This is a genomic window from Nocardioides szechwanensis, from assembly GCF_900103935.1.
Lineage (GTDB): Bacteria > Actinomycetota > Actinomycetes > Propionibacteriales > Nocardioidaceae > Nocardioides > Nocardioides szechwanensis.
Map to the genome: position 1 here is coordinate 1 of NZ_FNIC01000007.1, position 20,806 is coordinate 20,806.

General features: G+C 69.2%; 22 protein-coding genes, 1 rRNA gene and 1 pseudogene. 9 read left to right on the forward strand and 15 right to left on the reverse strand.

Annotated features, from left to right (window positions below; genetic code table 11):
• From BLR90_RS15715 to tyrS, 3 genes are all read right to left on the reverse strand, one after another.
• Positions 1–191: ribosomal RNA gene (locus BLR90_RS15715) — 16S ribosomal RNA — on the reverse strand; the annotation flags it as partial.
• A gap of 403 nt (positions 192–594) precedes the next feature.
• The gene (locus BLR90_RS15720) at positions 595–1,644 is read right to left on the reverse strand and encodes an alpha-hydroxy acid oxidase (RefSeq protein WP_091026429.1); all 1,050 of its coding nucleotides are present in this window, start codon (positions 1,642–1,644) and stop codon (positions 595–597) included.
• 5 nt (positions 1,645–1,649) lie between these two features.
• Entirely contained in the window at positions 1,650–2,921 is a 1,272-nt protein-coding gene (tyrS, locus tag BLR90_RS15725; protein WP_091026187.1) for a tyrosine--tRNA ligase, read from the reverse strand.
• Between the two features lie 115 nt (positions 2,922–3,036).
• Here tyrS and BLR90_RS15730 point away from each other — a divergent pair, with 115 nt between their 5' ends.
• The 4 genes from BLR90_RS15730 to BLR90_RS15745 are packed head-to-tail and all read left to right on the forward strand — an operon-like array spanning position 3,037 to position 8,188.
• Complete coding sequence (locus tag BLR90_RS15730; RefSeq protein WP_170254301.1) at positions 3,037–4,425, forward strand: serine/threonine-protein kinase; 1,389 nt, start codon at positions 3,037–3,039, stop codon at positions 4,423–4,425.
• Positions 4,415–7,210, forward strand: a complete 2,796-nt coding sequence (locus BLR90_RS15735) for a PAS domain-containing hybrid sensor histidine kinase/response regulator (protein ID WP_091026189.1) — start codon at positions 4,415–4,417, stop codon at positions 7,208–7,210. Before BLR90_RS15730 ends, BLR90_RS15735 begins: the two co-directional genes overlap by 11 nt.
• Before the next feature lie 48 nt (positions 7,211–7,258).
• A complete protein-coding gene (locus tag BLR90_RS15740; protein WP_091026190.1) occupies positions 7,259–7,462 on the forward strand; it encodes a hypothetical protein in 204 nt (67 codons plus the stop codon).
• A gap of 48 nt (positions 7,463–7,510) precedes the next feature.
• Positions 7,511–8,188 carry a response regulator transcription factor gene (locus BLR90_RS15745; RefSeq protein WP_091026191.1) on the forward strand — a complete coding sequence of 226 codons (678 nt, stop codon included), beginning with the start codon at positions 7,511–7,513 and terminating at the stop codon, positions 8,186–8,188.
• 1 nt (position 8,189) lies between these two features.
• Here BLR90_RS15745 and BLR90_RS15750 read toward each other — a convergent pair whose 3' ends face one another.
• From BLR90_RS15750 to BLR90_RS15785, 8 genes are all read right to left on the reverse strand, one after another.
• A complete protein-coding gene (locus BLR90_RS15750) occupies positions 8,190–9,263 on the reverse strand; it encodes a serine aminopeptidase domain-containing protein (RefSeq protein WP_091026192.1) in 1,074 nt (357 codons plus the stop codon).
• 58 nt (positions 9,264–9,321) lie between these two features.
• On the reverse strand, positions 9,322–9,975 hold the full coding sequence (locus BLR90_RS15755) for a DUF2238 domain-containing protein (protein ID WP_218126873.1): 654 nt from the start codon (positions 9,973–9,975) through the stop codon (positions 9,322–9,324).
• Positions 9,976–10,048: 73 nt separating this feature from the next.
• A complete protein-coding gene (locus tag BLR90_RS15760) occupies positions 10,049–10,420 on the reverse strand; it encodes a biotin/lipoyl-containing protein (protein WP_091026194.1) in 372 nt (123 codons plus the stop codon).
• A 5-nt stretch (positions 10,421–10,425) separates the two neighbouring features.
• Complete coding sequence (locus BLR90_RS15765; RefSeq protein ID WP_091026195.1) at positions 10,426–10,707, reverse strand: hypothetical protein; 282 nt, start codon at positions 10,705–10,707, stop codon at positions 10,426–10,428.
• Entirely contained in the window at positions 10,704–12,242 is a 1,539-nt protein-coding gene (locus BLR90_RS15770) for an acyl-CoA carboxylase subunit beta (protein ID WP_091026196.1), read from the reverse strand. Before BLR90_RS15770 ends, BLR90_RS15765 begins: the two co-directional genes overlap by 4 nt.
• Positions 12,243–12,280: 38 nt before the next feature.
• On the reverse strand, positions 12,281–13,798 hold the full coding sequence (locus BLR90_RS15775; protein WP_091026197.1) for a methylmalonyl-CoA carboxytransferase subunit 5S: 1,518 nt from the start codon (positions 13,796–13,798) through the stop codon (positions 12,281–12,283).
• A gap of 108 nt (positions 13,799–13,906) precedes the next feature.
• Positions 13,907–14,563 carry an SDR family oxidoreductase gene (locus BLR90_RS15780; protein WP_091026198.1) on the reverse strand — a complete coding sequence of 219 codons (657 nt, stop codon included), beginning with the start codon at positions 14,561–14,563 and terminating at the stop codon, positions 13,907–13,909.
• A gap of 39 nt (positions 14,564–14,602) precedes the next feature.
• The gene (locus BLR90_RS15785; protein ID WP_176943980.1) at positions 14,603–15,409 is read right to left on the reverse strand and encodes a Gmad2 immunoglobulin-like domain-containing protein; all 807 of its coding nucleotides are present in this window, start codon (positions 15,407–15,409) and stop codon (positions 14,603–14,605) included.
• Between the two features lie 230 nt (positions 15,410–15,639).
• On the opposite strand from BLR90_RS15785, the gene BLR90_RS15790 reads away from it, so the two are divergent.
• Entirely contained in the window at positions 15,640–16,104 is a 465-nt protein-coding gene (locus BLR90_RS15790) for a SigE family RNA polymerase sigma factor (protein ID WP_091026200.1), read from the forward strand.
• Positions 16,101–16,826: a hypothetical protein gene (locus BLR90_RS15795; protein ID WP_091026201.1), complete on the forward strand. Its 726-nt coding sequence runs from the start codon at positions 16,101–16,103 to the stop codon at positions 16,824–16,826. Before BLR90_RS15790 ends, BLR90_RS15795 begins: the two co-directional genes overlap by 4 nt.
• 21 nt (positions 16,827–16,847) lie before the next feature.
• Here BLR90_RS15795 and BLR90_RS15800 read toward each other — a convergent pair whose 3' ends face one another.
• Positions 16,848–17,579 carry a B3/B4 domain-containing protein gene (locus tag BLR90_RS15800; protein WP_091026202.1) on the reverse strand — a complete coding sequence of 244 codons (732 nt, stop codon included), beginning with the start codon at positions 17,577–17,579 and terminating at the stop codon, positions 16,848–16,850.
• A gap of 88 nt (positions 17,580–17,667) precedes the next feature.
• Between BLR90_RS15800 and BLR90_RS15805 the strand changes: the two genes are divergently transcribed.
• Positions 17,668–18,369, forward strand: a complete 702-nt coding sequence (locus tag BLR90_RS15805) for a DUF72 domain-containing protein (RefSeq protein ID WP_091026203.1) — start codon at positions 17,668–17,670, stop codon at positions 18,367–18,369.
• A gap of 38 nt (positions 18,370–18,407) precedes the next feature.
• Complete coding sequence (locus BLR90_RS15810) at positions 18,408–18,791, forward strand: nuclear transport factor 2 family protein (protein WP_091026204.1); 384 nt, start codon at positions 18,408–18,410, stop codon at positions 18,789–18,791.
• 627 nt (positions 18,792–19,418) lie between these two features.
• Here BLR90_RS15810 and BLR90_RS21670 read toward each other — a convergent pair.
• Positions 19,419–19,541, reverse strand: a complete 123-nt coding sequence (locus tag BLR90_RS21670; protein WP_281245412.1) for a hypothetical protein — start codon at positions 19,539–19,541, stop codon at positions 19,419–19,421.
• A gap of 363 nt (positions 19,542–19,904) precedes the next feature.
• On the opposite strand from BLR90_RS21670, the pseudogene BLR90_RS21310 reads away from it, so the two are divergent.
• A pseudogene (locus tag BLR90_RS21310) lies at positions 19,905–20,146 on the forward strand (integrase core domain-containing protein); the annotation flags it as partial.
• 68 nt (positions 20,147–20,214) lie between these two features.
• On the opposite strand, the gene BLR90_RS15825 reads toward BLR90_RS21310, so the two are convergent.
• Both BLR90_RS15825 and BLR90_RS21090 read right to left on the reverse strand, forming a co-directional pair.
• Entirely contained in the window at positions 20,215–20,454 is a 240-nt protein-coding gene (locus BLR90_RS15825) for a hypothetical protein (protein WP_091026206.1), read from the reverse strand.
• A 112-nt stretch (positions 20,455–20,566) separates the two neighbouring features.
• Positions 20,567–20,737 (reverse strand): hypothetical protein, encoded by a 171-nt coding sequence (locus tag BLR90_RS21090; protein WP_170254303.1) that lies wholly within the window; start codon positions 20,735–20,737, stop codon positions 20,567–20,569.
• Between the last annotated feature and the right edge of the window lie 69 nt (positions 20,738–20,806).

Here is a 20,806-nt window from a genome sequence, read left to right on the forward strand (position 1 = left end):
CATGCAGGAGAGTGTCGTATCAGGTATTAGACCCCGTTTCCGAAGCTTATCCCCAAGTGGAGGGCAGATTACTCACGTGTTACTCACCCGTTCGCCGCTCGTGTACCCCCGAAAGGGCCTTACCGCTCGACTTGCATGTGTTAAGCACGCCGCCAGCGTTCGTCCTGAGCCAGGATCAAACTCTCCGTAGAAAATTCCATCACTGACAAGAACAAAACTGACAATTGCCAGAATCATTAATGCCGAAAAAACAACCCAAACATCCAAAGATGAGGGCATACAAACTAATTCATCGACTATGACACACTGTTGAGTTCTCAAAAATCAGACACACACCTGACAGAGGCCGTCTCCGACCCAGCCTGGGGCTGTGGTTCCCGCACACGGCTTTGCGCCGGCTTCTGGACTGTGGCTCAAGGCCACGGTCCTCCACCGGTGAAAGTGTGATGAGGAGTGGCCGCCTCGGGGCCGGAAGCCCAACCTTTCGGTCTTGCTTCCCGCCGCTCCCTGGCGACATGCAGAACACTAGAGGACTCCCGCGCCGATGCACAAATCGGGTCGAGGTGAGCCAGAGCACAATTGTGTTTTCGCAGGTCAGAGGGGGTTTGGCCGCGTAGGGGCCGCGATCTCGCGCGTGTCGGCGACGGTGCGGCACCCCGCGAGACGCAGCGCTTCGACGCTCTGGCGGAGCAGCTCGGCGTGCATCCTGCCCACGCCGGGCTCGCCCTCCAGGAGCGCGTAGAGCGGAAGCCGGCCCAGGAAGACCGCGTCCGCCCCCGACGCGAGGGCCGCCAGGACGTCGAGACCGGTGCGCACTCCCCCGTCGACGTAGACCTGGGCGTCCCCGGCCACGGCCTCCACCACGGCAGGCAGCGCCTCGACCGTCGACGCTGCTCGGTCCAGCTGGCGGCCCCCGTGGTTGGAGACCCACACGGCTCGGGCGCCCGCCTGCACGCAGCGGAGCGCGTCGTCCGGACGCAGCACGCCCTTGACCACCACGGGCAGGCCGGTGTGGCCTGCCAGCCAGTCGAGGTCGTGGGGTCCGAGGTCGAGAGCCTTGGCCGCGCCGGGCTGCTCGTCGTACCCGGCGTCGAAGTTGGCCCGCACCAGCCCGGGGTCCACCACGTCCCAGACCACGTCACCCGCGTGGTGCTTGAGCGCGACCACCGGGGTGTCGACCGTCAGCACCACCGCCGACGCGCCCGCGGCGACGGCCCGGTCCAGCATCGGCGCGGCCAGCGTGCGGTCGGCGGGGAGGTAGGCCTGGAGCCACCAGTGCACCCCGATCGCGCCGATCTCGGCGAACGGCGTGCCGGCGTTGCTCGAGACGACCATCAGCCCGCCGGCGGCCGCGGTGGCCCGCGCCATCGCCAGCTCGCCGTCGGGGTGGACGGCGCGCTGGAGGGTCGTGGGCGCCACGCCCCAGGGCAGCGCCAGCCGTTGGCCCAGCAGTTCCACGTCCAGCCGTACGTCGGTCACGTCGCGCAGGACGCGCGGCAGGAAGCGCACGGACCGCCAGGAGCCGACGGCGCGCGCGGCGGTGAGGCCGTCGCGCGCGCCCTGGACGAGGTACTCGAACACCGGGGCGGGCAGGCGCTCGCGCGCCTGTGACTCCAGCCCCGCGAGCCAGCGGGCCTCGTCCATCTCGCTCACCCCACCTGGACGCCGGAGAAGTTCTTCTTGCCTCGGCGCAGCACCAACCAGTAACCGCCGACCAGGTCGTCGGTCGTCGGGCGGGCCTCGGCGTCCTCGACCCGCACGTTGTTGAGGTAGGCGCCGCCCTCGGTCACCGTGCGCCGCGCCTCACCCTTGCTCTTGGCCAGGCCGGTCTCGACGAGCAGGTCGACCACCGTCGGCAGCTCGTCGGTCGCCGCGACCTGGATGCTGCCGGCCTCCCGCAGGGCCGCGGCGAGCGTCGTCGCGCTGAGACCGGTGAGCTCTCCACCGCCGAACAGGGCAGCCGCGGCGGCCTTGGCCTGCTCGGTCTCGTCGGCACCGTGCACCAGCGTCGTCACCTCGTCGGCCAGCGTCTTCTGTCCCTCCCGCAGGAACGGCTTCTCGGCGTGCCTGGTCTCGAGGGCCTCGATCTCGGCGCGCGGCAGGAACGTGAAGACCCGCAGCAGCTCGCCGATCTTCTCGTCCTCGACGTTGAGCCAGAACTGGTGGAACGCGTAGGGCGACAGCATCTCCGGGTCGAGCCACAGGGCCCCACCCTCGGTCTTGCCGTACTTGGTGCCGTCGGACTTGGTCATCAGCGGCGTCGCGATGGCGTGCACCTTGTTGCCCTCGGTGCGGCGGATCAGCTCGACCCCCGCCGTCAGGTTGCCCCACTGGTCGGAGCCGCCGAACTGCAGCGTCACGCCGTGCTGGCGGTGGAGCTCGAGGTAGTCCATCGACTGGAGCAGCACGTAGCTGAACTCGGTGTAGCTGATCCCGGCCTCGAGCCGGCTCCGCACGACGTCGCGCGCCAGCATCCGGTTGACCGGGAAGTGCTTGCCGATGTCGCGCAGGAAGTCGATCGCCGACATCGGCGCGGTCCAGTCGAGGTTGTTGACCATCGTCGCGGCGTTGTCGCCCTCGAACGACAGGAACGGCTCGATCTGGCGTCGTACGCGCCCCACCCACTCGCCCACGGTCTCGACGGAGTTCATGACCCGCTCCCCCGCCTCCTTGGGGTCGCCGATCATCCCGGTGGCGCCGCCGACCAGGGCGTACGGCGTGTGGCCGGCCTCCTGCAGCCGCTTGGCGGTGAGGATCTGCACCAGGTGCCCCATGTGCAGGCTGGGCGCGGTGGGGTCGAAGCCGACGTAGAAGCGCACACTCCCGGCGGTGAACGCCTCGCGCAGGGCGTCGAGGTCCGTCGAGTGCGCGATCAGGCCGCGCCACTCGAGGTCGCCGAGGAGAGTGTGGTCGATGGTCACGGGTGGGCCTTTCGGGGTGGCTCGCGAAGTCGTACGTGGCTGGCTCCAGCCTGCCGCATCACCGTGCGCGCCGACGAACGGGTTACTGACTACCCTTGCCACAGGAGGAGGACGAGTGATCGCAGGGAGGTACTCGCTCGACCGGGAGATCGGACGAGGCGGGATGGGTGCGGTCTGGCTCGGGCGCGACGACGTGCTCGGTCGCCAGGTGGCGCTCAAGCGCATCGGGATGATGTCTCCAGGAGGCAGCAGCCCCGACCTGCTGCGCGCCGAGCGCGAGGCCCGGCTGGCCGCCCGTCTCAACCACCCGCACGTGGTCGCCGTCTTCGACCTCGTCGACGAGGACGACCAGCAGTGGCTGGTCATGGAGTACGTCGAGGGCAGCACCCTCGCCGAGCTCGTCCGCAGCAGCGGCGCCCTGTCCCCCGACCAGGCGGCGCAGATCATCGCGCAGGCCGCCGAGGCGCTGGCCGCCGCGCACGAGGCGGGGATCGTCCACCGCGACGTGAAGCCCTCCAACATCCTGGTGACTCCCGAGGGTCAGGTGAAGCTCTCCGACTTCGGCATCGCGCGCGCCGAGGCCGACGCGTCGCTGACCCAGACCGGACTGGTGACCGGCTCGCCGGCCTACATCTCCCCCGAGGTCGCCTCCGGTCGGCAGGCCACCGACCTCAGCGACGTCTGGTCGCTCGGCGCCACGCTCTACCACGCCCTCGCCGGCCGTCCGCCGTACGACATCGGCGACAACGTGATCGGCGGGCTCTACCGGATCGTCCACGAGGACCCGCCGCGTCTTGCCGACGCCGGCTGGCTGACGCCGCTGCTGGAGTCGAGCATGGTCGTCGACCCGCACGAGCGTTGGTCGATGCGGCAGGTGGTCGACTTCCTGCGGGCCGGACCCACCGCGGTCCCGCCCACGCCGGCCCGTCGTCTTCGCCCCCTGGCCACCGATGGTGACGCGTCGTCCACCCAGGTGATGTCGGCGGTCCTGCCCAGGGCGGAGGCAGACCCCGGCACCCGCGCCCCCCGCACCTCGCGTCCGAGCCGGCTGCTGCCGCTCCTCGCCGCGGTCGGGGTGGTTGCGCTGCTGACCGTGATCGGCGTGCTGATCGGGCTCAACCGTGGCGACGACACCGACAACCCGTCGGCCGACAACAGCCCGTCGGACAGCAACACCCGGCCCAGCGCGCGGGTGACGCAAGCCGGCATGGAGGAATTCGGCCGCAGCTACCCCGAGACCGCCAGCAGCGACACCGCGGAGGGCTTCTCGCTGCTGACACCGGCCTACCAGGACGAGAGCCCCAATTACGACGAGTTCTGGGGCAACGTCAGCAACGTCGACGTCCAGGACGTGCAGGCCGACCCCGAGGCGATGACCGTCACCTACACCTACTCCTACGACCACACCGAGAACGGCCAGGTCACCGAGACGATCCGGCTCACGCTCGAGGGCACAGACGGCGACTACAAGATCTCCGGCGCGGAGACGCTCGATGGACCGTGAGCTCTATCGCGACATCGTCGAGACCGCGTCCGACGGCATCTGGGTCTTCGACTTCGACGGCCACACGGTCTACGCCAACGCCGCTCTGGCCGCGATGTACGGCGTGCCGCGCCGCGACTTCCTGGCGCTAGACGTGGTGGACACCCTCGACGAGACCGGCCGGCTGCAGTTCGCCGCCCACCTCGAGGCGCTTCGTCGCGGTGAGCTGAACGACGGACCGGTCGAGAGCCAGTTCGTCGCCAAGGACGGCTCGTGCACGTGGGTGGAGGTGCTGGAGAGCGGGCTGCACGCACCCGACGGCACCCTGACCGCCGTACTCCATCGGATCTCGGACGTCAGCGAGCGTCGCGCGACGATGGACGAGCTGGTCGCGAGCCGCGCGCGCCTGGACGAGGCTCAGCGGATCGCGCGCGTGGGCAGCTGGGAATGGGACTACGACCGCGGCGAGATCGTGACGTCGACCGGTCTGGACGAGATCTACGGGTGGGCACCCGACGAGGTCCCCCACACCTACGACGAGTTCCTCTCCGTCGTGCACCCGGACGACCTGCAGTCGGTCGTCGACGCCGTCGCCGAGGGAGACGAGGGCGCCGACGGCTTCGTCTGGATCGCCCGCCTGCGTGGCAAGCACGGCTGGGTGTGGACCCGTGGGCGCGGCATCATCCGCCGCGACGCCAGCGGGGTCGCCATCGGGCTGTCCGGGACACACCAGGACATCACCGAGGTCAAGGAGGCCGAGCTGGCCCTCGTCGACCAGGTCAACCAGAACGTCCTGATGCAAGCGGTGGCCAGCGCGGCCAACGAGGCGCGCACGCTGCTGGACGTGCTCGTGCAGGCCAAGGACCTCGTCCTTTTCCACGACGACTGGCGGCGAGCCCGGGCCTTCGACGTCGTGGACGACGGCGCCCGCGTGGAGCCGATCTACGTGACGGAGCAGGACCGCCTGCTCGACGAGGCGACTCCCAAAGACACCGCGCTGGAGCTCGCACTTGCGACCGAGGCGCTGCGCCGGGGTGAGTCGGTGTGGAGCGACGACCGGCTGACGATCGCCTTCAACGTGGGTCACGGCGGCATACCCGCCGCCGTGCTCACGATCACGTCGGCCCCGCCGCTCTACCGGCACGACATGATCGAGGCCATGGTCGAGTCCGTGGCCTTGCAGCTTGCCAGGGTCGCGGAACGTGAGGAGGCGCAGCGGGTCGTGGCCGCGGCCCGCGACGCGGCGATGGCGGCGTCCCGGCAGAAGTCGGAGTTCCTCGCGACGATGAGCCACGAGATCCGCACCCCGCTCAACGGGGTGATCGGGCTCAACGACCTGCTGATGCGCACCCCGCTCGACACCGACCAGCACCGCCTGGCGGCCGGGGTGCAGGTGGCCAGCCGGGCGCTGCTCAGCGTGATCAACGACGTGCTCGACTTCTCCAAGATGGAGGCGGGTCGGCTCGAGCTGGAGCAGGTCGACTTCGAGGTCCGCTACCTGCTCGAGGAGGTCGTGAGCGTCCTGGCCGAGTCGGCGCGCGCCCGCGGCGTGGAGCTGCGGGCCAGCTGTGACGACAGCGTGCCGGTCTCCCTGTCCGGTGACCCGACCAGGCTGGCCCAGGTGCTCTCCAACCTGCTCTCCAACGCCGTGAAGTTCACCGACGAGGGTGAGGTGACCGCGACCGTCACCGCGACCAGCGAGGGCGACCGGACCGAGCTGACGGTGCGCGTGAGCGACACCGGCATCGGCATCGCGCCGGAGCAGGTCCCCGGGCTCTTCGCGCCCTTCACCCAGGCCGACTCCTCCACCACCCGCCTCTACGGCGGCACCGGGCTCGGCCTGGCCATCTCCAAGGAGATCGTCGAAGCCCTGGGCGGACACATCGGCTACACCCCCAACCTGCCGCACGGCAGCGTCTTCACCTTCACGGCGTCGTTCAGCAACGCTCTCCAAGGCAGCTCGGAGCCGCGTCGCGGGACCACGCAGGCCGAGCCCGGCGAGACGGACGCCGCCGGTGGCTTGCGCGTGCTCGTGGTCGAGGACAACGAGGTCAACCAGATGGTGGCGGTGGGCCTGCTCGAGGCCATGGGCTACGCCGTCGAGGTGGCCGGCGACGGCGTCATCGCGCTCGAGGTGCTGGCGGAGCGCTGCTTCGACGTGGTCCTGATGGACGTGCAGATGCCCAACCTCGACGGGTACGCCGCCACCCGCGCCCTGCGGGCCTCGGAGGGGGACGGCCGCCGTACCCCGGTGATCGCGATGACCGCCGCCGCCATCGAGGGCGAGCGCGAGCGGTGCCTGGAGGCCGGGATGGACGACTTCCTCACCAAGCCGGTCGACGCCGGGGCCCTCTCGGCCGCGCTGACGCGCTGGACGGTTCTGCCTCCGAGCGAGGACTTCGTGGGCGATGATGAGCGGGTGCTGCCCCCCACCGCCCCGATCGTCGGGCTCGACGTCGAGCGCCTCGACATGCTGCGCGACCTCGACCCCGGCAACACCGCCTACCTCGACCGGGCGATCGGCAACTTCTCGGTCAACTCCGTGGCGGCGGTCGAGACCATCCGCGAGCACATCCTCGCCGGCGACGCCGACAAGATGCGCCAGGCGTCGCACAAGCTCGCAGGCAGCGCGCTCAACCTCGGTGTCCAGGGCTCGGCAGCCGCGGCACGGCAGATCGAGTGGCTCGGCGACGCCGGCACGACCGACGGCGCACTCGAGATGGTGGCGCCACTGGAGAAGGCCCTCGAGGAGGGTCGCGCGCTGCTCCGCAGCTACCAGGCGACCTACTCCGACCTCCCCGGCTGAGCCATCCACCAACTGGGTACCTAAGGTGAACGCCCAAAGGAGGCTGCCATGAAGAGCCTGATCGGAATCATCGTCGTCGTGTGGCTCGTGGTCGGGGTGCTCGCTGCTTTTCAGCGGGGCTACTTCGGTGACGACCGCGACGTGAACTGCAAGACGTTCGGCGACACGTCGCTGACGATCCTCGCCGGACCGCTCAACTACGTCGGCGTCAACCCGAAGATCGAGTGCAGGACACCTCAGCCCTCGAAGTGACCGACCGCGGCCCGCCCCACGGGTCTACACTCCGGACATGGAACACGCGTGAACCGCCCCCTGCGGCTGGCCATCGTCAATGACTACGCCGTCGTGATCGCGGGGGTGGCCGCGTTCCTCGCCGACGAGCGGATCGACGTGGTCGAGACCGGCGCGTCGCTGCCCGTGATCACCGACGTCGACATCGTCCTCTACGACACGTTCGGCCAGGTCCAGGGTGACGGCCTCGACCTCGAGGACTTCGTGCGCGACAGCGGTGCCAAGGTCGTCATCTACAGTTGGAACCTCCAGCCCGACCTGGTCGAGCGCGCGATCGCGCGCGGCGCGTCCGGCTACCTGTCCAAGGCGCTCACCGGGCCCGAGATCGTCGGGGCACTGGAGCGGGTCATGGCCGGCGACGTGGTCGTCCTCACGGGCGACCACGAGACCAGCGCCGGCGGCGAGGGCGACTGGCCCGGTCGGGCCGTGGGCCTGTCGCCGCGTGAGGCCGAGATCCTGGCCCTGATCACGCAGGGGCTGAGCAACCAGGAGATCGCCGACCGCGCCTATCTCAGCATCAACTCCGTGAAGACCTACATCCGTTCGGCCTACCGCAAGATCAACGTGGAGCGCCGCTCCCAAGCGGTCCTGTGGGGCGTGAAGAACGGCTTCGAGCCCGACACCGAGCGCAGTATCGACCCGGCACTGCGGTTCCGGCCCACGGCCGTCGCGAACCCTCGGGTGTGACCTAGAGGCTCCGGAGCCAGCGCAGGACGGCGGTCCGCGTCTTCGGTGCGGTCTTCTCGAGAGGCAGTGCGCTGCCGGCGCCCGCGAAGGTCCGCGTGGTCACCTTCTCGCTGGAGCCGAACGTCGAGGCGGAGTCCTGCGTCCCGCCGTCGCGGATGCGCGCGTCCTTGCCGCCGGACAGCAGCAGCACGGGCACCTGGACCTGGCCGGCGGTGGCGGAGGCCGCGAGCAGGGTCGACGAGAGGCTGGCGACGTCACCGCAGGGCGTCGGGTTGCGCCGGCGCACGGCCGTCTGCTGGACGGCCTTGGGGGACGTCGCGAAGAGCAGGCGACGGTAGGCCTTCGCGCTGGCGCCGTACGCCGCGTAGTCGGCGCCCTGCGCGCAGGTCGAGGTCTGCTGCTGGGCCTGCTCGAGGGCCAGCTCGGACAGGTTGGCGCCGGCCCACGACATGAGCACCAGGCCGTCGGTGTCGTTGAAGCGGGCGGCCTCCACCTGTGCGATCGCGCCGCCGACACCGTGGCCGTGCACGACCACGTGGGACGCCGCCGGCGTCGACGTGGCGTCGCTGGTGAAGTCGTAGCGGCCGGAGTAGAGGTGCTGCACGACCTGATGGAGCATGTTGGCCTGGGCGTCGAGACAGGTGTCGTTGCCGTCGGCGAGCGGGCTGCGGTCGTAGCCGAGCCGGTCGAGGACCAGCGACGTCTGGCCCTGGCGCGCGAGCTGGGTCGCGTAGTCGAACGCGGGGTGCTTGCGCAGGTTCCAGAACCATCCCCCGGTGCCCACGTCGTGCACAAGCACGTTGACCCGGATCGCCCCACCGCGGCCGAGGACCGCCTTGCGCGGGCCCACCAGGCGACCGCGGACGTCGTACGACTTGTTGTCACCCTGGCAGCGGACGAGGCTGGCGCTCGAGTTCACGAGGTCGAAGACGACCGCACGCGAGGTCACGGTGATCGCCCGCTCGGCCGCGCTGGAGGCCCCGGCTGCGGGGCGAGCGGTCGTCGGCGGAGCCGCGAGCACGCTCGCGACCAACGCGACGACGAGGGCAGGAAACAGACGAGCAGGCACAGACATGCTGTTGAACCTACGTCAATAGCGGAGCCGGGAACACACCGACGGTATGTGACCCCGGCTACGTCGGCGGCTGCTCGAACGTCTGCCAGGTCGCGTGGATGAGCAGCGCGGCGACCACCGAACCGAGCCAGCCGAGGGTCAGGTCGCCGAGCGTGTCGGCGTAGGCCCAGTTGAGCTCGACCGACCTGGTCACGAAGGAGACGTACTCGAAGAGCTCCCACGCCAGGGAGCCGGTCAGCCCGGCCGCGATCGCGCGCTCGACCACGGCTGCCCGGGTGGCGGTGTGGTCCAGGGTCAGGATGACCACCGCCGCGCTCACAACACCGGTGTCCATGAAGTGCATCCAGTCGTCGAACCACGTGAGGGCGTCGTACAGGTCGAGCCGGTTGCCGAGGATGTCGCTGAAGCAGGCGAGCGTGGCGAGGAGGTCGGCCGCCCACGGGTAGGGACGCCGGGTGCGCAGGAACGCCCACCAGATGGCCGGCACGACGAACGCGAACATCGGGTAGATGACGGCACGTGCGACTGGTGCCTTGCCCTCGAGGTTGCCCCACTCGGGGTTGATCGCGACCAGGATGAGCAGGACCAGCAGCACGGCCTTGGCGACGATGTCGAGGACGCGGACCAGGACGAGCCCGCGATGTGTCTCCGCACGGTGCGTCTCACGGGTGCTCTGCCCGGGAAAGCCGATGACCGCCATGGGAAACACCACCTCTCGAGCCCACCATGGCGCCGCCCATGTGGCGCTCACCAGGGAACAAAGGCCTCGCCGGAGGCGACGTTCGTCAGTCAGCCAGCTGTACGAGCACCTGGCCGCCGGTCACCGCGGTGCCGGCAGTGACGAGGATGGCGGAGACGGTGCCGGCGTGGGGGGCGGTGATCTCGGTCTCCATCTTCATCGCCTCCAGGACGATCACGACCTCGCCGGCCTCGATGGCCTGGCCCTCCTCGACCAGCACGCGGGCGACGGTCCCGGACAGGGGCGCCTGCACGCTGTTGCCGTCGGCGGCCGCGCCACCGGACTTGGGTGCGGACACAGCCGGGGGCGAGAAGCCGCCGCCAGTCATGAAGATCGCGCCGAGTGTCGGCTGCGGCTCCTCCTCGACCTCGACCTCGACGTCGTACGCGACGCCGTTGACGGTCACCTTGAGCTGCATGTCTTCTACCTCGACCCGTGGATGTTGTGGCGGCCCTGGACGACGACGCGGCCCTGCTGTGCCCAGGCCTGGCCGGTGCGATAGTGCATCTGCTTGATCTTGGCGCGGTGCCCGAGGAACGCCGCGACCGCTGCGGAGATCGCGATCGCCACCTCGTCGGGGACGCCGGGGCTCTCCTGGCGGCGCTGCTCGAGCTCGGCCTCGAGGTGGGCCACCCGCTCCGAGAGCGAGCGCACTGCCTCGAGCAGCTCGGCGACCGTCTGCTCCTCGGGCTTCGCGGGGCTCATGTCGGGCCCAGCCCGTGCTTCTTGGCCGGCCGGATGGTGCGCTTGGTGATCAGGATCTCCAGCGCCCGCGACACGTGCTCGCGGGTCCGGGCGGGCTCGATGATGTCGTCGACCAGACCGCGGGCGGCGGCGACGTACGGCGTCGAGAACGTCGAGCGGTACTCCTCGACGAGCTCGGCCCGGCGTGCCTTCGGGTCCTCGGCCTCGGCGATCTCGCGCCGGAAGACGATCTCGGCGGCACCCTCGGCGCCCATGACCGCGATCTCCGCGGTGGGCCACGCGAGCACCTTGTCGGCGCCGAGGTCCTTGGAGCACATGGCGACGTAGGCGCCGCCGTAGGCCTTGCGGAGCACGACGGTGATCTTGGGGACCGACGCGGCGGAGTAGGCGTAGAGGAGCTTCGCGCCGTGGCGGATGATCCCGTTGTGCTCCTGGTCGACGCCGGGCAGGAAGCCGGGCACATCCACGAGCGTGAGCAGGGGGATGTTGAACGCGTTGCAGAAGCGCACGAACGACGAGCCCTTGTCGGAGGCGTTGATGTCGAGCACCCCCGAGAGCACGTTGGGCTGGTTGGCCACGATGCCGACGGTGCGACCGGTGATCCGGCCGAAACCCACCACGATGTTGCCGGCGTAGCCGGCCTGGACCTCGAGAAAGTCACCGCGGTCGACGAGGCGGACGATCACCTCGCGGACGTCGTAGCCCTTCTTGTCCGACGCGGGCAGCACTCCGGGGAGGTCCGGGTCGGCTTCCACGACGTAGTCGGGGTCGACGATGGGCGGGTCCTCGGAGTTGTTCTGGGGCAGGAAGCTCAGCAGCTTCTTGGCGATCAGGATCGCCTGCTCGTCGTCGTCCGCGACGAAGTGGTTGACCCCGGACAGCGCCATGTGGGCGTCGGCGCCGCCGAGCTCGTCGGAGGTGACCGACTCCCCCGTCACCTGGGCGATCACGTTGGGCCCGGTGATGAACATGTGGGCCTTGCGGGTCTGGATGATGAAGTCGGTCAGGGCCGGGGAGTAGGCCGCGCCGCCGGCGCAGGGGCCAGCGATGATCGAGATCTGCGGGACCACGCCGGAGAGCAGGACGTTGTTGTAGAAGACGCGGCCGTAGCCGGCCAGGGAGCCGATGCCCTCCTGGACGCGGGCGCCACCGGAGTCGTTGATGAACACGAACGGCGTACCCGTGCCGAGGCTGGCGCGCAGCGTCGCGGCGACCTTGTTGGAGTGGATCTCACCCGCGCTGCCGCCGGCAACCGTGAAGTCCTGGCTGGCGACGTGGATCGGACGCCCGAGCACCGCGCCCTCGCCGGTCACGACGCCGTCGGCCGGCAGGTCGGCCTTGTCGAGGCCGAAGTACGTCGACTGGTGGCGGGCGAACATGCCCGACTCCTCGAACGTGCCGGGGTCGAGCAGCGCCAGGACCCGCTCGCGGGCGGTCAGCTTGCCGGCCGCGTGCTGCTTCTCCAGGCGGGCCTCGCCGCCACCCTTCTCGATCTCCGCGCGGCGTTCGAGCAGCTCAGCGGTGCGGGCCTCCATGGAGGCTTCGTGGTGCTTCTTCTTGCTCACGTGTTCCCTCAGGCTCTCTCGACGGTGACGGAGTGCGCCTTGCCGTCCATGCTCACGGAGTAGCGGATCGGGCCCTTGACCGGGCCGCCGCCGGACGACGACTTGGACAGCTCGTCGGCTGCCACCTCGGCCGGGTCCTTGCCGACGTTCTTCGGTCCCTGGGGGCGCTCCACGAAGAAGCCGGGAGCGACACCGGGGAACATCGCGTAGGTCAGCACGTCCTCGTCGGTGCCGTCGCAGCCCTCGAGCGCGGTGGCCTCGGAGACGAGCTTGTCCCACTCGGGCGGGATCAGGTCGGCGGGCCGTACGTCGATCGGCTCCTTGCCGGCCTGGGCCTGGGCGGCCGCGACGATGTCGGGGTCGCGCTCGCCCAGTGTGGAGCCGTAGTAGCCCAGCATCAGGTCGGCGAACTCCGCGGTCTGGACCTTGTAGGGGCCCATCAGCACGTTGAACACGGCCTGGGTGCCGACGATCTGGCTGGACGGCGTCACCAGCGGCGGGTAGCCCGCCACCTGGCGCACGCGCGGCACCTCGAGCAGCACCTCCCGGAGCCGGTCGCCGGCGCCCTGCTGGCGAAGCTGGCTCTCCATGTTGGAGATCATCCCGCCGGGGATCTGGCTCTTGAAGATCTCGGTCTCCACGCCGGTGATGGCGGACATGAACTGGGTGTACTTGGGGCGCACCTTGGCGAAGTGGTCCTTGATGCTCACCAGCCGGTCGTCGTCGAGGTTGGTGGTGTACGGCGTACCGCGCAGCATCTCGACCAGCGACTCGGTGGGGTTGTGGCCCGGGCCGAGCGAGAGCGACGAGATCGCGGTGTCGACGACGTCGGCGCCGGCCTCGATCGCCTTCATCAGGCTGACCAGGGTCACGCCGGTCGTGGAGTGGCAGTGGACGTGGATCCGGACGTCGGAGCCGAGGTCGTCCTTGATCGCCTTGACGATGTCATAGGCCGGCTGCGGCTTGAGCAGGGCCGCCATGTCCTTGAGGCACAGCGAGTCGCAGCCGAGCTCCATCAGGTCGCGCGCCATCTGGACGTAGCCCTCGACGGTGTGGAGCGGGCTCTCGGTGTAGCAGATGGTGCCCTGCGCGTGCTTGTCCACGCGGCGGACCGCGGCGATGGCCTGCTTGACGTTGCGCACGTCGTTGAGGGCGTCGAAGACGCGGTAGACGTCCATGCCGTTCTCGGCGGACTTCTCGACGAAGCGGTTGACGACGTCGTCCTCGTAGTGGCGGTAGCCCAGGAGGTTTTGGCCGCGCAGCAGCATCTGCAGGCGGCTGTTGGGCATCAGCTCGCGGAACGTTCTCAGCCGCTCCCACGGGTCCTCGTTGAGGAACCGGATGCACGCGTCGTAGGTCGCGCCGCCCCAGCACTCGACCGACCAGTAGCCGGCGGCGTCGATGTCGGCACACGCGTCGACCATGTCCTCGAGGGCCATCCGGGTCGCCATCAGGCTTTGGTGGGCATCGCGCAGGGCCAGCTCGGTGACGCCGACCTCGCGCGTCGGCGTCGTCGTTTCCGTCATGTCTCCACCTTGTCGCATTCCGGCCCGGAAACAGAGAGCCAGAGCAACACAGATGACCAAAGTCCCAACGATTCGGGGCTCTTGGCTGGGCGGTAACCCCCCGGGCGGTCAGCCCTCGTAGGGAATCTCGGTGCGCCAGTGCTGCTCGTCCTGGGTGGCGGCGTCGTAGAGCGCGTCGGCTACGCGGTCCGGCGTGAACGGGCCATCGCCCGAGAGGGTCCCGCGCACCGTCACCGACACCGCACGGATGCCATCGTCGCGCAGTGTCGCGTCGAGGCTGTGCACGAGGTTGCGCACGCCGGCCTTCTGGACCCCGAGGGACGCGGCGCGGTGCCACGGCTGGTCGGCGGCCATGCTGCCGGTCACGGTCACGCGGCCGCCGTCCTGGAGGAACGGCCGCGTCGCCTGCACGGCGGTGAGCAGCGCGCCGACCCCAAGCGCGACGTCGGCGAGCAGGTCGTCGACCTCCAGCTCGAGGGGGTCCTTCTCGCGGAACGCGCTCGGGTTGAAGTGCAGGACGTCGACGCGGCCGAAGGTCTGCGCCAGCCCGGTCAGCGACTCCCGCGCCGCCTCGACGTCGGTGACGTCGGCGAGCCTGGTCTCCACGCGTACGCCGCGCGCCCGCAGCTCACCGGCCAGCGTCTCGACCGGGTCACGGTCGCGACCGAGCAGGGCGACGTCGTACCCCTCACGCGCGAACCTGCGCGCCACCGACGCGCTCACGCCGGGGCCGGCTCCGACCACGAGGATCACAGGGTTGGTCATGCCGCGATCCTAGGTCGGCCGGCCCTCACTTGACCGGGGTCACTCGATGGTGACGGCGCGGGTGTCGCTCATCGGGGTGCCACCCTCGCCGCCGGAGGGGTCGTCCTCGATGATCTCGACGGTGTAGGTGCCGGGCTCGAGCTCGACGGGGAACGCGAACGGCGCGAACGTCTGGCCCTGCTCGGTCATCGTGAAGCCTGCCTGCACCTCCTGGCCGTCGGCGTCGAGCACCCGCCAGCCGAGGGTCGCCTCGAAGACCGCCGCCTCGCCCTCGATCCGCAGCGGCGAGGAGGTCACGAGGCCCTCCGTCGGCGCGTCGATCTGGATGAGCACGCGCACGCCGAGCGGGTCGTCACGGACGACCGGCTCGTCCCAGGCGACGACGCCCCACAGCTCCCCCGCCGGCTCGCCCTCGATCAACAGCGTGACCGCGGCGTCCTCGTCGAGCGCCTCGGTGACGGTGTAGACGAGCTGCTGCACCATGAGTGCCGCGCCCTCGGAGCCGACGTTCGTCGTACGCGCGTCACCCGAGAGGTCGACGGTGATCGCGCCGCCCTCGTCAGTCACGCCCAGGACCTCGGTCGCGGGGTTCCAGGTCGTCGTGTAGTCGGGGTCGGCAGCACCCTCGATCATGGCCGCGACCGCGGCCTCGGGGGCCTGGTCGTCGGGTACGGCGCGCAGCTCGCGCGCCAGACGCAGGCCGGCGCGGGTGTCGACGACGTAGTAGACGCCCGACCTGGTCGTCTCGGGGGCCTCGGAGGTCACGCTGGACGTCGGGTCCGGGGCCTCCGGATCGTCGTCATCGTTGCCGCACCCGGTGAACACCAGGGCGGCGGCGAGAGTCATCGCACAGGACAGGTAGCGGGAACGACGGGAACGCATCATCACGGGCCTCCCGGATCGGTATCCCTGGATACTTCGATCCTCCGCCGCGTCCGTAGTGGCCGCCAGAGTCCAAGGGCCCGCTTCGGCCGATTCATCAAGGATGTCGACGGACCCGCGACTGACCACCAGCAGGGAGACTCGGCTCTCGTGGGGTGCAACGTTTCGTCGCCCTGCGACGACTGAGAGGTGTGATGGAGATCGAGAAGCCGGTGCCCGTCGTGGGCTTCGAGGAGGCATACCGGGAGCACCGGGTCGCTCTCCTGCGGCTGGCGTACCTGATGTCCGGTTCGCACGACGCAAGCGAGGACGCGGTGCAGTCCGCGTTCACGTCGGCCCACGACCGCTGGGACCAGATCGAGAAGCCGCTGCCCTACCTCAAGAGAGCCGTGGTCAACCTCGTCAAGGACGGACAGCGCAGACGGTTCCGCCTGCTCGCGACGCCGCCCGACCCCGTGACGGTGGACCTCCCACCGGAGATCGACGAGACGTGGGGTCAGATCAGCCGGCTGCCGTGGACCCAACGTGCCGTGGTCGTCCTGCACTACTACGAGGACCTCCCGTTGGTGGAGGTGGCCGAGCTTCTCGGCAGACCGGCAGCAACCGTCCGCTCCGACCACCGCCGGGCACTCGACAAGCTTCGAAGGGCAATCTCATGAACGACAGGACGACCCCGGACAGCACCGAGCAGCGCGTGCGACAGACCCTGCACACGGTCGCGCACACGCTCACCGAAGACGCCTTCGACGTGGCCCAGAGACCCGCCACCCGGACCTCGCATCGTCGGCGGCGGCGCATCGTGCTCGGCGTCGGCGCACTCACCCTCATCCCCGCCACCTTCGCGGCGGCAGCCATCGTGAACCAGGGACCGGAGTACGTGGACACCATCCCGCCTGAACGCATCGTCATGTCCGGGAGCGTCGACGGCAGCCGCTACCTGCTCATCGAGACCGACCGGACCGGGCAGTGCGACGAGCCGATCACGGGGGTCGAGCTGGTCGAGGAGAGCGAGAACCTGCTCGGTAGTGAGTGGAACACCTCCGGCTACGAGTACGGCGAGTACGTCGAGACGCACTGCGGAGGCAACCTCGTCCACGTCAACGACACCGCCCGCTACCTCGAGGACCCGGCCCTGTTCAACTCCTCCGGGACCGAGGTCGGCAACTCGTTCGTCTGGGTCTACAGCGTTCACCCTGGGGTCACCGCCGTGCGCATCACCTCCGGCGACTACGTCGAGGAGCTGGAGGTCTTCGAGGTCGACGGCGCCGGCTACGCTCCCTTCGAGATCCCGGAGGACATGACGGAGTACACCGCTGAGCTCCTCATCGGCGATCAGGTCGTGCCCGGGTCCGCAGAGGAACGAACGGTTCCGCAACCGTGATGTGTCGCGCCGACCAGCAGCTCACGCTCGCTGTCCGTCCGTGATCATGCGGCGGGCGACCCGCACCGCGGGCCCGAGCCTCGACACGTGGGCGGCGAGGTCGTCGGCAGCGGCGTGCAGGGCTTCGTCCGTCATCGGGCCCAGGGCGTCGAGGATGAACAGGACCGACGTGGTGTCGTCCCGGAGCTGCGTACGTCGTGCCTGGCGCCAGTTCCAGCGTCGGCAGGTCACGCCCACGTCGTCGCACCACACGACCTCCCCGGGCGCGGGGTGCTCGACGACGGTTTCCGCACCGGCCACGGTGTCGAACGACTCCTCGCCCGTGGCGCGCATCAGCCGCGGCGGGCCGGCGTACCGGTCCAGGTCCTCGCCACCGACCGGGATCTGGTGCAGCACCGACACCGCGTTGTAGAGGTCGGTGAGCTGGTTCACCCGGGGCAGCCCGGTCTCGGCGCGACGTAGCAGAGCCTCCAGGCTGTTGCGGGTGCGTTGCGGCTTGGCGCCGAAGGCGCGGTAGGCCTCGCGCCACGCGGCCACGTGCGGAAGTACCTCGACAGGGCTGCTCCGGAGCCACTCCCCTGCCGCGGCCTCGGCATCCTGGAGGAGGGCCTCGCTGGCCTCGTCGCTGGGTCCGGGCACGATCCCGTCGACGGTCAGCAGCATCGCACGGTAGTCGGGGCGAAGGTCGAAGACCGCGGCATCGACGCGGCCACCGGCCAGGAGCTGCTGCGCGCCGTGACTGTGCGGGCTCATGGTCATGGGCCAATAGTGCCCGTTGCGTCGGAGCGGAATGGGTGGCCTTGCAGCGGGGTACCCAACGAAGGTCTCGGAAGGAGCATGCATGGCGGGGCGGGTCCGGATCGGCATCTCGGGCTGGACCTACGCCGGGTGGCGCGGCGACTTCTACCCGCGCGGGCTGGTCCAGCGGCGCGAGCTCGAGTACGCCGCCGAGCGGATGACGTCGATCGAGATCAACGGCTCGTTCTACTCCCTCCAGCGGCCCACGTCGTACGCCGCCTGGCGTGACCAGACGCCCGAGGACTTCGTGTTCGCGGTGAAGGGTGGCCGCTACATCACGCACATGAAGAAGCTGCGCGACGTGGAGACGACGCTCGCGAACTTCTTCGCCTCCGGCGTGCTCGCACTCAGGCCCAAGCTCGGGCCGCTGCTGTGGCAACTGCCGGAGAACCTTCCCTTCGACGCCGATCGCCCGCTGCGCCACGCGCTGGAGTTCCGCAGCACGTCGTACTGCACACAGGAGGCCTACGCGCTGCTGCGTGAGCATGACGTCGCGTGCGTCGTCGCCGACACCGCCGGCCGGTGGCCACACGTCGAGGAGCGCACCAGCGACCACCGCTACGTCCGCCTCCACGGCGACACCGAGCTCTACACCAGCGGCTACAGCGACGCCTCCCTCGATGTCTGGGCCGGGAAGTGCCGACGCTGGGCGGCCGACGGCGAGGACGTCTACGTCTACTTCGACAACGATGCGAAGGGGTTCGCACCCCACGACGCGGTCCGGCTGCTCGAACGGGTCTCGTAGCTCACCGAGCTGGCCCGTCACGTCGCTAGGCTCCAGCCATGACGTACGACGGGGTCGCGACCGCGAGAGCGGTGCTGGACCGTCTCGAAGCAGGCATCGCGGCCGGCGACCTCTCCTTGCTCTCAGAGCTCTGCGCCGGGGATGTCGTGCTGTTCGGCTCGTCACGTGCCAGCTTCGGGCACGAGGAGACTGTCGGTTACCTGGAGCTGGTGGCGCAGGCGAACACGATCAAGTGGCTCCTCGACCGCTGGTCGGTGATCCACCAGGACGACGAGCAGCTGCTGGTGGCCGCCGTCGGACAGGTCGAGTTCGACGACGGGACAGGCCCCCAACGCGCGGATTTCCGGCTCACGCTGTGGCTGGTGCGGGAGGACGGCGAGTGGCGGCTTCGACACTTCCACGGATCCGTCCCTGCGGCCTGAGCCCGGTGCCGTCAAGATTCCGGTGCCGTGGGGCGGGTGGGGCTCGAACCCACGACCCAAGGATTATGAGTCGGTTTGCGCCTAATCGCCTTCGTAGTGGGTAGGACTGATTCGTGCTTGGCCGTGGCCGTGATGACCGTTTTCAACCGTCGTTGTGGCAGGCCATCCTGGTGCGTTGCGTAGCACTCCGTTAGCAACCGAGTAGCCAACCGACTCCGTCGTTGTCGGTGCACACACCAAGCGGCGTGTGGCCATGGTTTTCCACCATCCGCTCAGCCGATGAGCGGTCAGTGGCTCAACCGAGAGCCCGGCTTCCCCGGCCCGCATGTCTTGACTAAGGCCGGGTACCGAGCCGTTGTCGGAACGCTTACCCGCTCGGGGTGACTTCTCACCACCGCGGGTGGACCTTCGGCAGTACCACTGGGGACGATCCCTTCCGGCAGCGGCGGGGAGCGTTGCACACGGAAAACGTGTGCCCTCCTCTTGCAGGCCCCGACGTGGGGCAGGTTCGGGGAGGGCTGGGAGTCTTTCCGTCACGCTGGGTGCGCGGAACTGTCGATGACAGGCGTTGCGGACTCCCAGTCTCGGCGAGGTCAATCGCCGCCCATCAGTTCGGGACGTCGGATATCAGCCCATCATCGCCTGGTGACCCGGCGAGTTCATCACGTGCTCGTGGCCGGGTGACGCCATGAAGTTCTCGTGTCCCGGCGAGTTCATCATCATGTGCATCCCGGGGGGCATGTCGCTCATCGCTACGGTCGCCGTAGGGCTGGACGTGATGCTCGCGTCGTTGGCTTGCGATGCAAGCGCCGCGCCGGGAACGGCAAGCAGTGCGATCGCGGCGGCGCTGCCGACGAGTGCTGAACGAAGTTGGATTCTCATGTTGGTCCTTTCCTGGGTCCAATACCTCCACACTCCTCCTCCGACGTGAAGAACCTGTTAAGGCTCGGTAGAGCCTTGGTGGGGACTGCCCAGGGATCGGTTGACACCTGACCTGTGAGGATTCGTCCTCGCTGGAAGGATGTTCAACATGCCAATGCCGTTCCCGATCGAGTTCCGCAATGACGCGGTCGCGGTCGCCCGCAACGGCGAGGCATCGATAGCACAAGTCGTCTGCAGGGCTCGATGGGCCGCGTCAGTGCCTGCGCCGACAACGCCGCCGTGGAGTCGTTCTTCGCGCTCCTGCAGAAGAAGTCCTCAACCGCCAAAGGACCGCGACCACCCGCGAGGAACTACGCCTCGCGATCGTGGTCTAGATCGAGAAGACCTACCACCGCCGACGCCGACAACGAGGCCTGGGACGGCTCACCCCGATCGAGTACGAGACCATCTACAAGACCGCACCTGCGGCCTGAGACCCACCCATCATCGGTATCAACCAGAAGCTGGGCGGTCCCTTCCTCCACGAGTGGGTGCCCGAGGGCTAACCGTGGATCTGCTCCACCCGACGCTCGGCGGCACGCATGGTCCACGCGTGTCCGGCGTCATGCCTACAGGGATGACGGTGCTCGGCCAGGTAGCCGTTGAAATAGTTCCGCACCGCCCGCCACCTGTGCGCCTTGATCTGCCGTTGGAGGTATTGCGCGGATAGCCGCAGGGGCAAGCGCCGTCGCCAGTCCCGGAACAGCCCCACCGGGTAGGTGTCGGTCTCCGTGAACCTCATGCTGACACCTCCTCGGTAACGGTGGGCTCGCCGCCGAGAATGCTCCGGGCGGCAAGTAAGCGCAGGCGCAGCAACAGCCTCGGGAACGCACCGCCGCGACGTTGACGAGCGGTCACGTGGTGCGCCGGGTGGAGATCTCGCCGACGTCGAGCTCGAAGTCGGTCATGCTCAGCTGGCGGATGTGGTTCAGCTCCATGGCGACAGCTCGAGAGGCCTGAATCGCCGAGGTCGCACGAAGGCTGCCGCGGACGATGAGCCGCACCTCGACGCCGAAGTCGGCCATGTCCTCATCGCACCTCAAGCAGCCAGCGGCGTCATCATCGAGGCTGCCGGCGATCGCGTGGGCGGTCGT

Excerpts from the sequence above, each read along its gene's own strand:
- BLR90_RS15810 (WP_091026204.1), top strand. The coding sequence starts at position 18,408 with ATGACGTACGACGGGGTCGCGACCGCGAGAGCGGTGCTGGACCGTCTC.
- BLR90_RS15750 (WP_091026192.1), bottom strand. The coding sequence starts at position 9,263 with ATGTCTGTGCCTGCTCGTCTGTTTCCTGCCCTCGTCGTCGCGTTGGTC.
- BLR90_RS15775 (WP_091026197.1), bottom strand. The coding sequence starts at position 13,798 with ATGACGGAAACGACGACGCCGACGCGCGAGGTCGGCGTCACCGAGCTG.
- BLR90_RS15720 (WP_091026429.1), bottom strand. The coding sequence starts at position 1,644 with ATGGACGAGGCCCGCTGGCTCGCGGGGCTGGAGTCACAGGCGCGCGAG.
- BLR90_RS15770 (WP_091026196.1), bottom strand. The coding sequence starts at position 12,242 with ATGGAGGCCCGCACCGCTGAGCTGCTCGAACGCCGCGCGGAGATCGAG.
- BLR90_RS15740 (WP_091026190.1), top strand. The coding sequence starts at position 7,259 with ATGAAGAGCCTGATCGGAATCATCGTCGTCGTGTGGCTCGTGGTCGGG.
- BLR90_RS15765 (WP_091026195.1), bottom strand. The coding sequence starts at position 10,707 with ATGAGCCCCGCGAAGCCCGAGGAGCAGACGGTCGCCGAGCTGCTCGAG.
- BLR90_RS15805 (WP_091026203.1), top strand. The coding sequence starts at position 17,668 with ATGGCGGGGCGGGTCCGGATCGGCATCTCGGGCTGGACCTACGCCGGG.
- BLR90_RS15825 (WP_091026206.1), bottom strand. The coding sequence starts at position 20,454 with ATGAGGTTCACGGAGACCGACACCTACCCGGTGGGGCTGTTCCGGGAC.
- BLR90_RS15800 (WP_091026202.1), bottom strand. The coding sequence starts at position 17,579 with ATGAGCCCGCACAGTCACGGCGCGCAGCAGCTCCTGGCCGGTGGCCGC.
- BLR90_RS15735 (WP_091026189.1), top strand. The coding sequence starts at position 4,415 with ATGGACCGTGAGCTCTATCGCGACATCGTCGAGACCGCGTCCGACGGC.
- BLR90_RS15760 (WP_091026194.1), bottom strand. The coding sequence starts at position 10,420 with ATGCAGCTCAAGGTGACCGTCAACGGCGTCGCGTACGACGTCGAGGTC.
- BLR90_RS21670 (WP_281245412.1), bottom strand. The coding sequence starts at position 19,541 with ATGAGCGACATGCCCCCCGGGATGCACATGATGATGAACTCGCCGGGA.
- BLR90_RS15795 (WP_091026201.1), top strand. The coding sequence starts at position 16,101 with ATGAACGACAGGACGACCCCGGACAGCACCGAGCAGCGCGTGCGACAG.
- BLR90_RS15780 (WP_091026198.1), bottom strand. The coding sequence starts at position 14,563 with ATGACCAACCCTGTGATCCTCGTGGTCGGAGCCGGCCCCGGCGTGAGC.
- BLR90_RS15785 (WP_176943980.1), bottom strand. The coding sequence starts at position 15,409 with ATGACTCTCGCCGCCGCCCTGGTGTTCACCGGGTGCGGCAACGATGAC.
- BLR90_RS15790 (WP_091026200.1), top strand. The coding sequence starts at position 15,640 with ATGGAGATCGAGAAGCCGGTGCCCGTCGTGGGCTTCGAGGAGGCATAC.
- BLR90_RS21090 (WP_170254303.1), bottom strand. The coding sequence starts at position 20,737 with ATGGCCGACTTCGGCGTCGAGGTGCGGCTCATCGTCCGCGGCAGCCTT.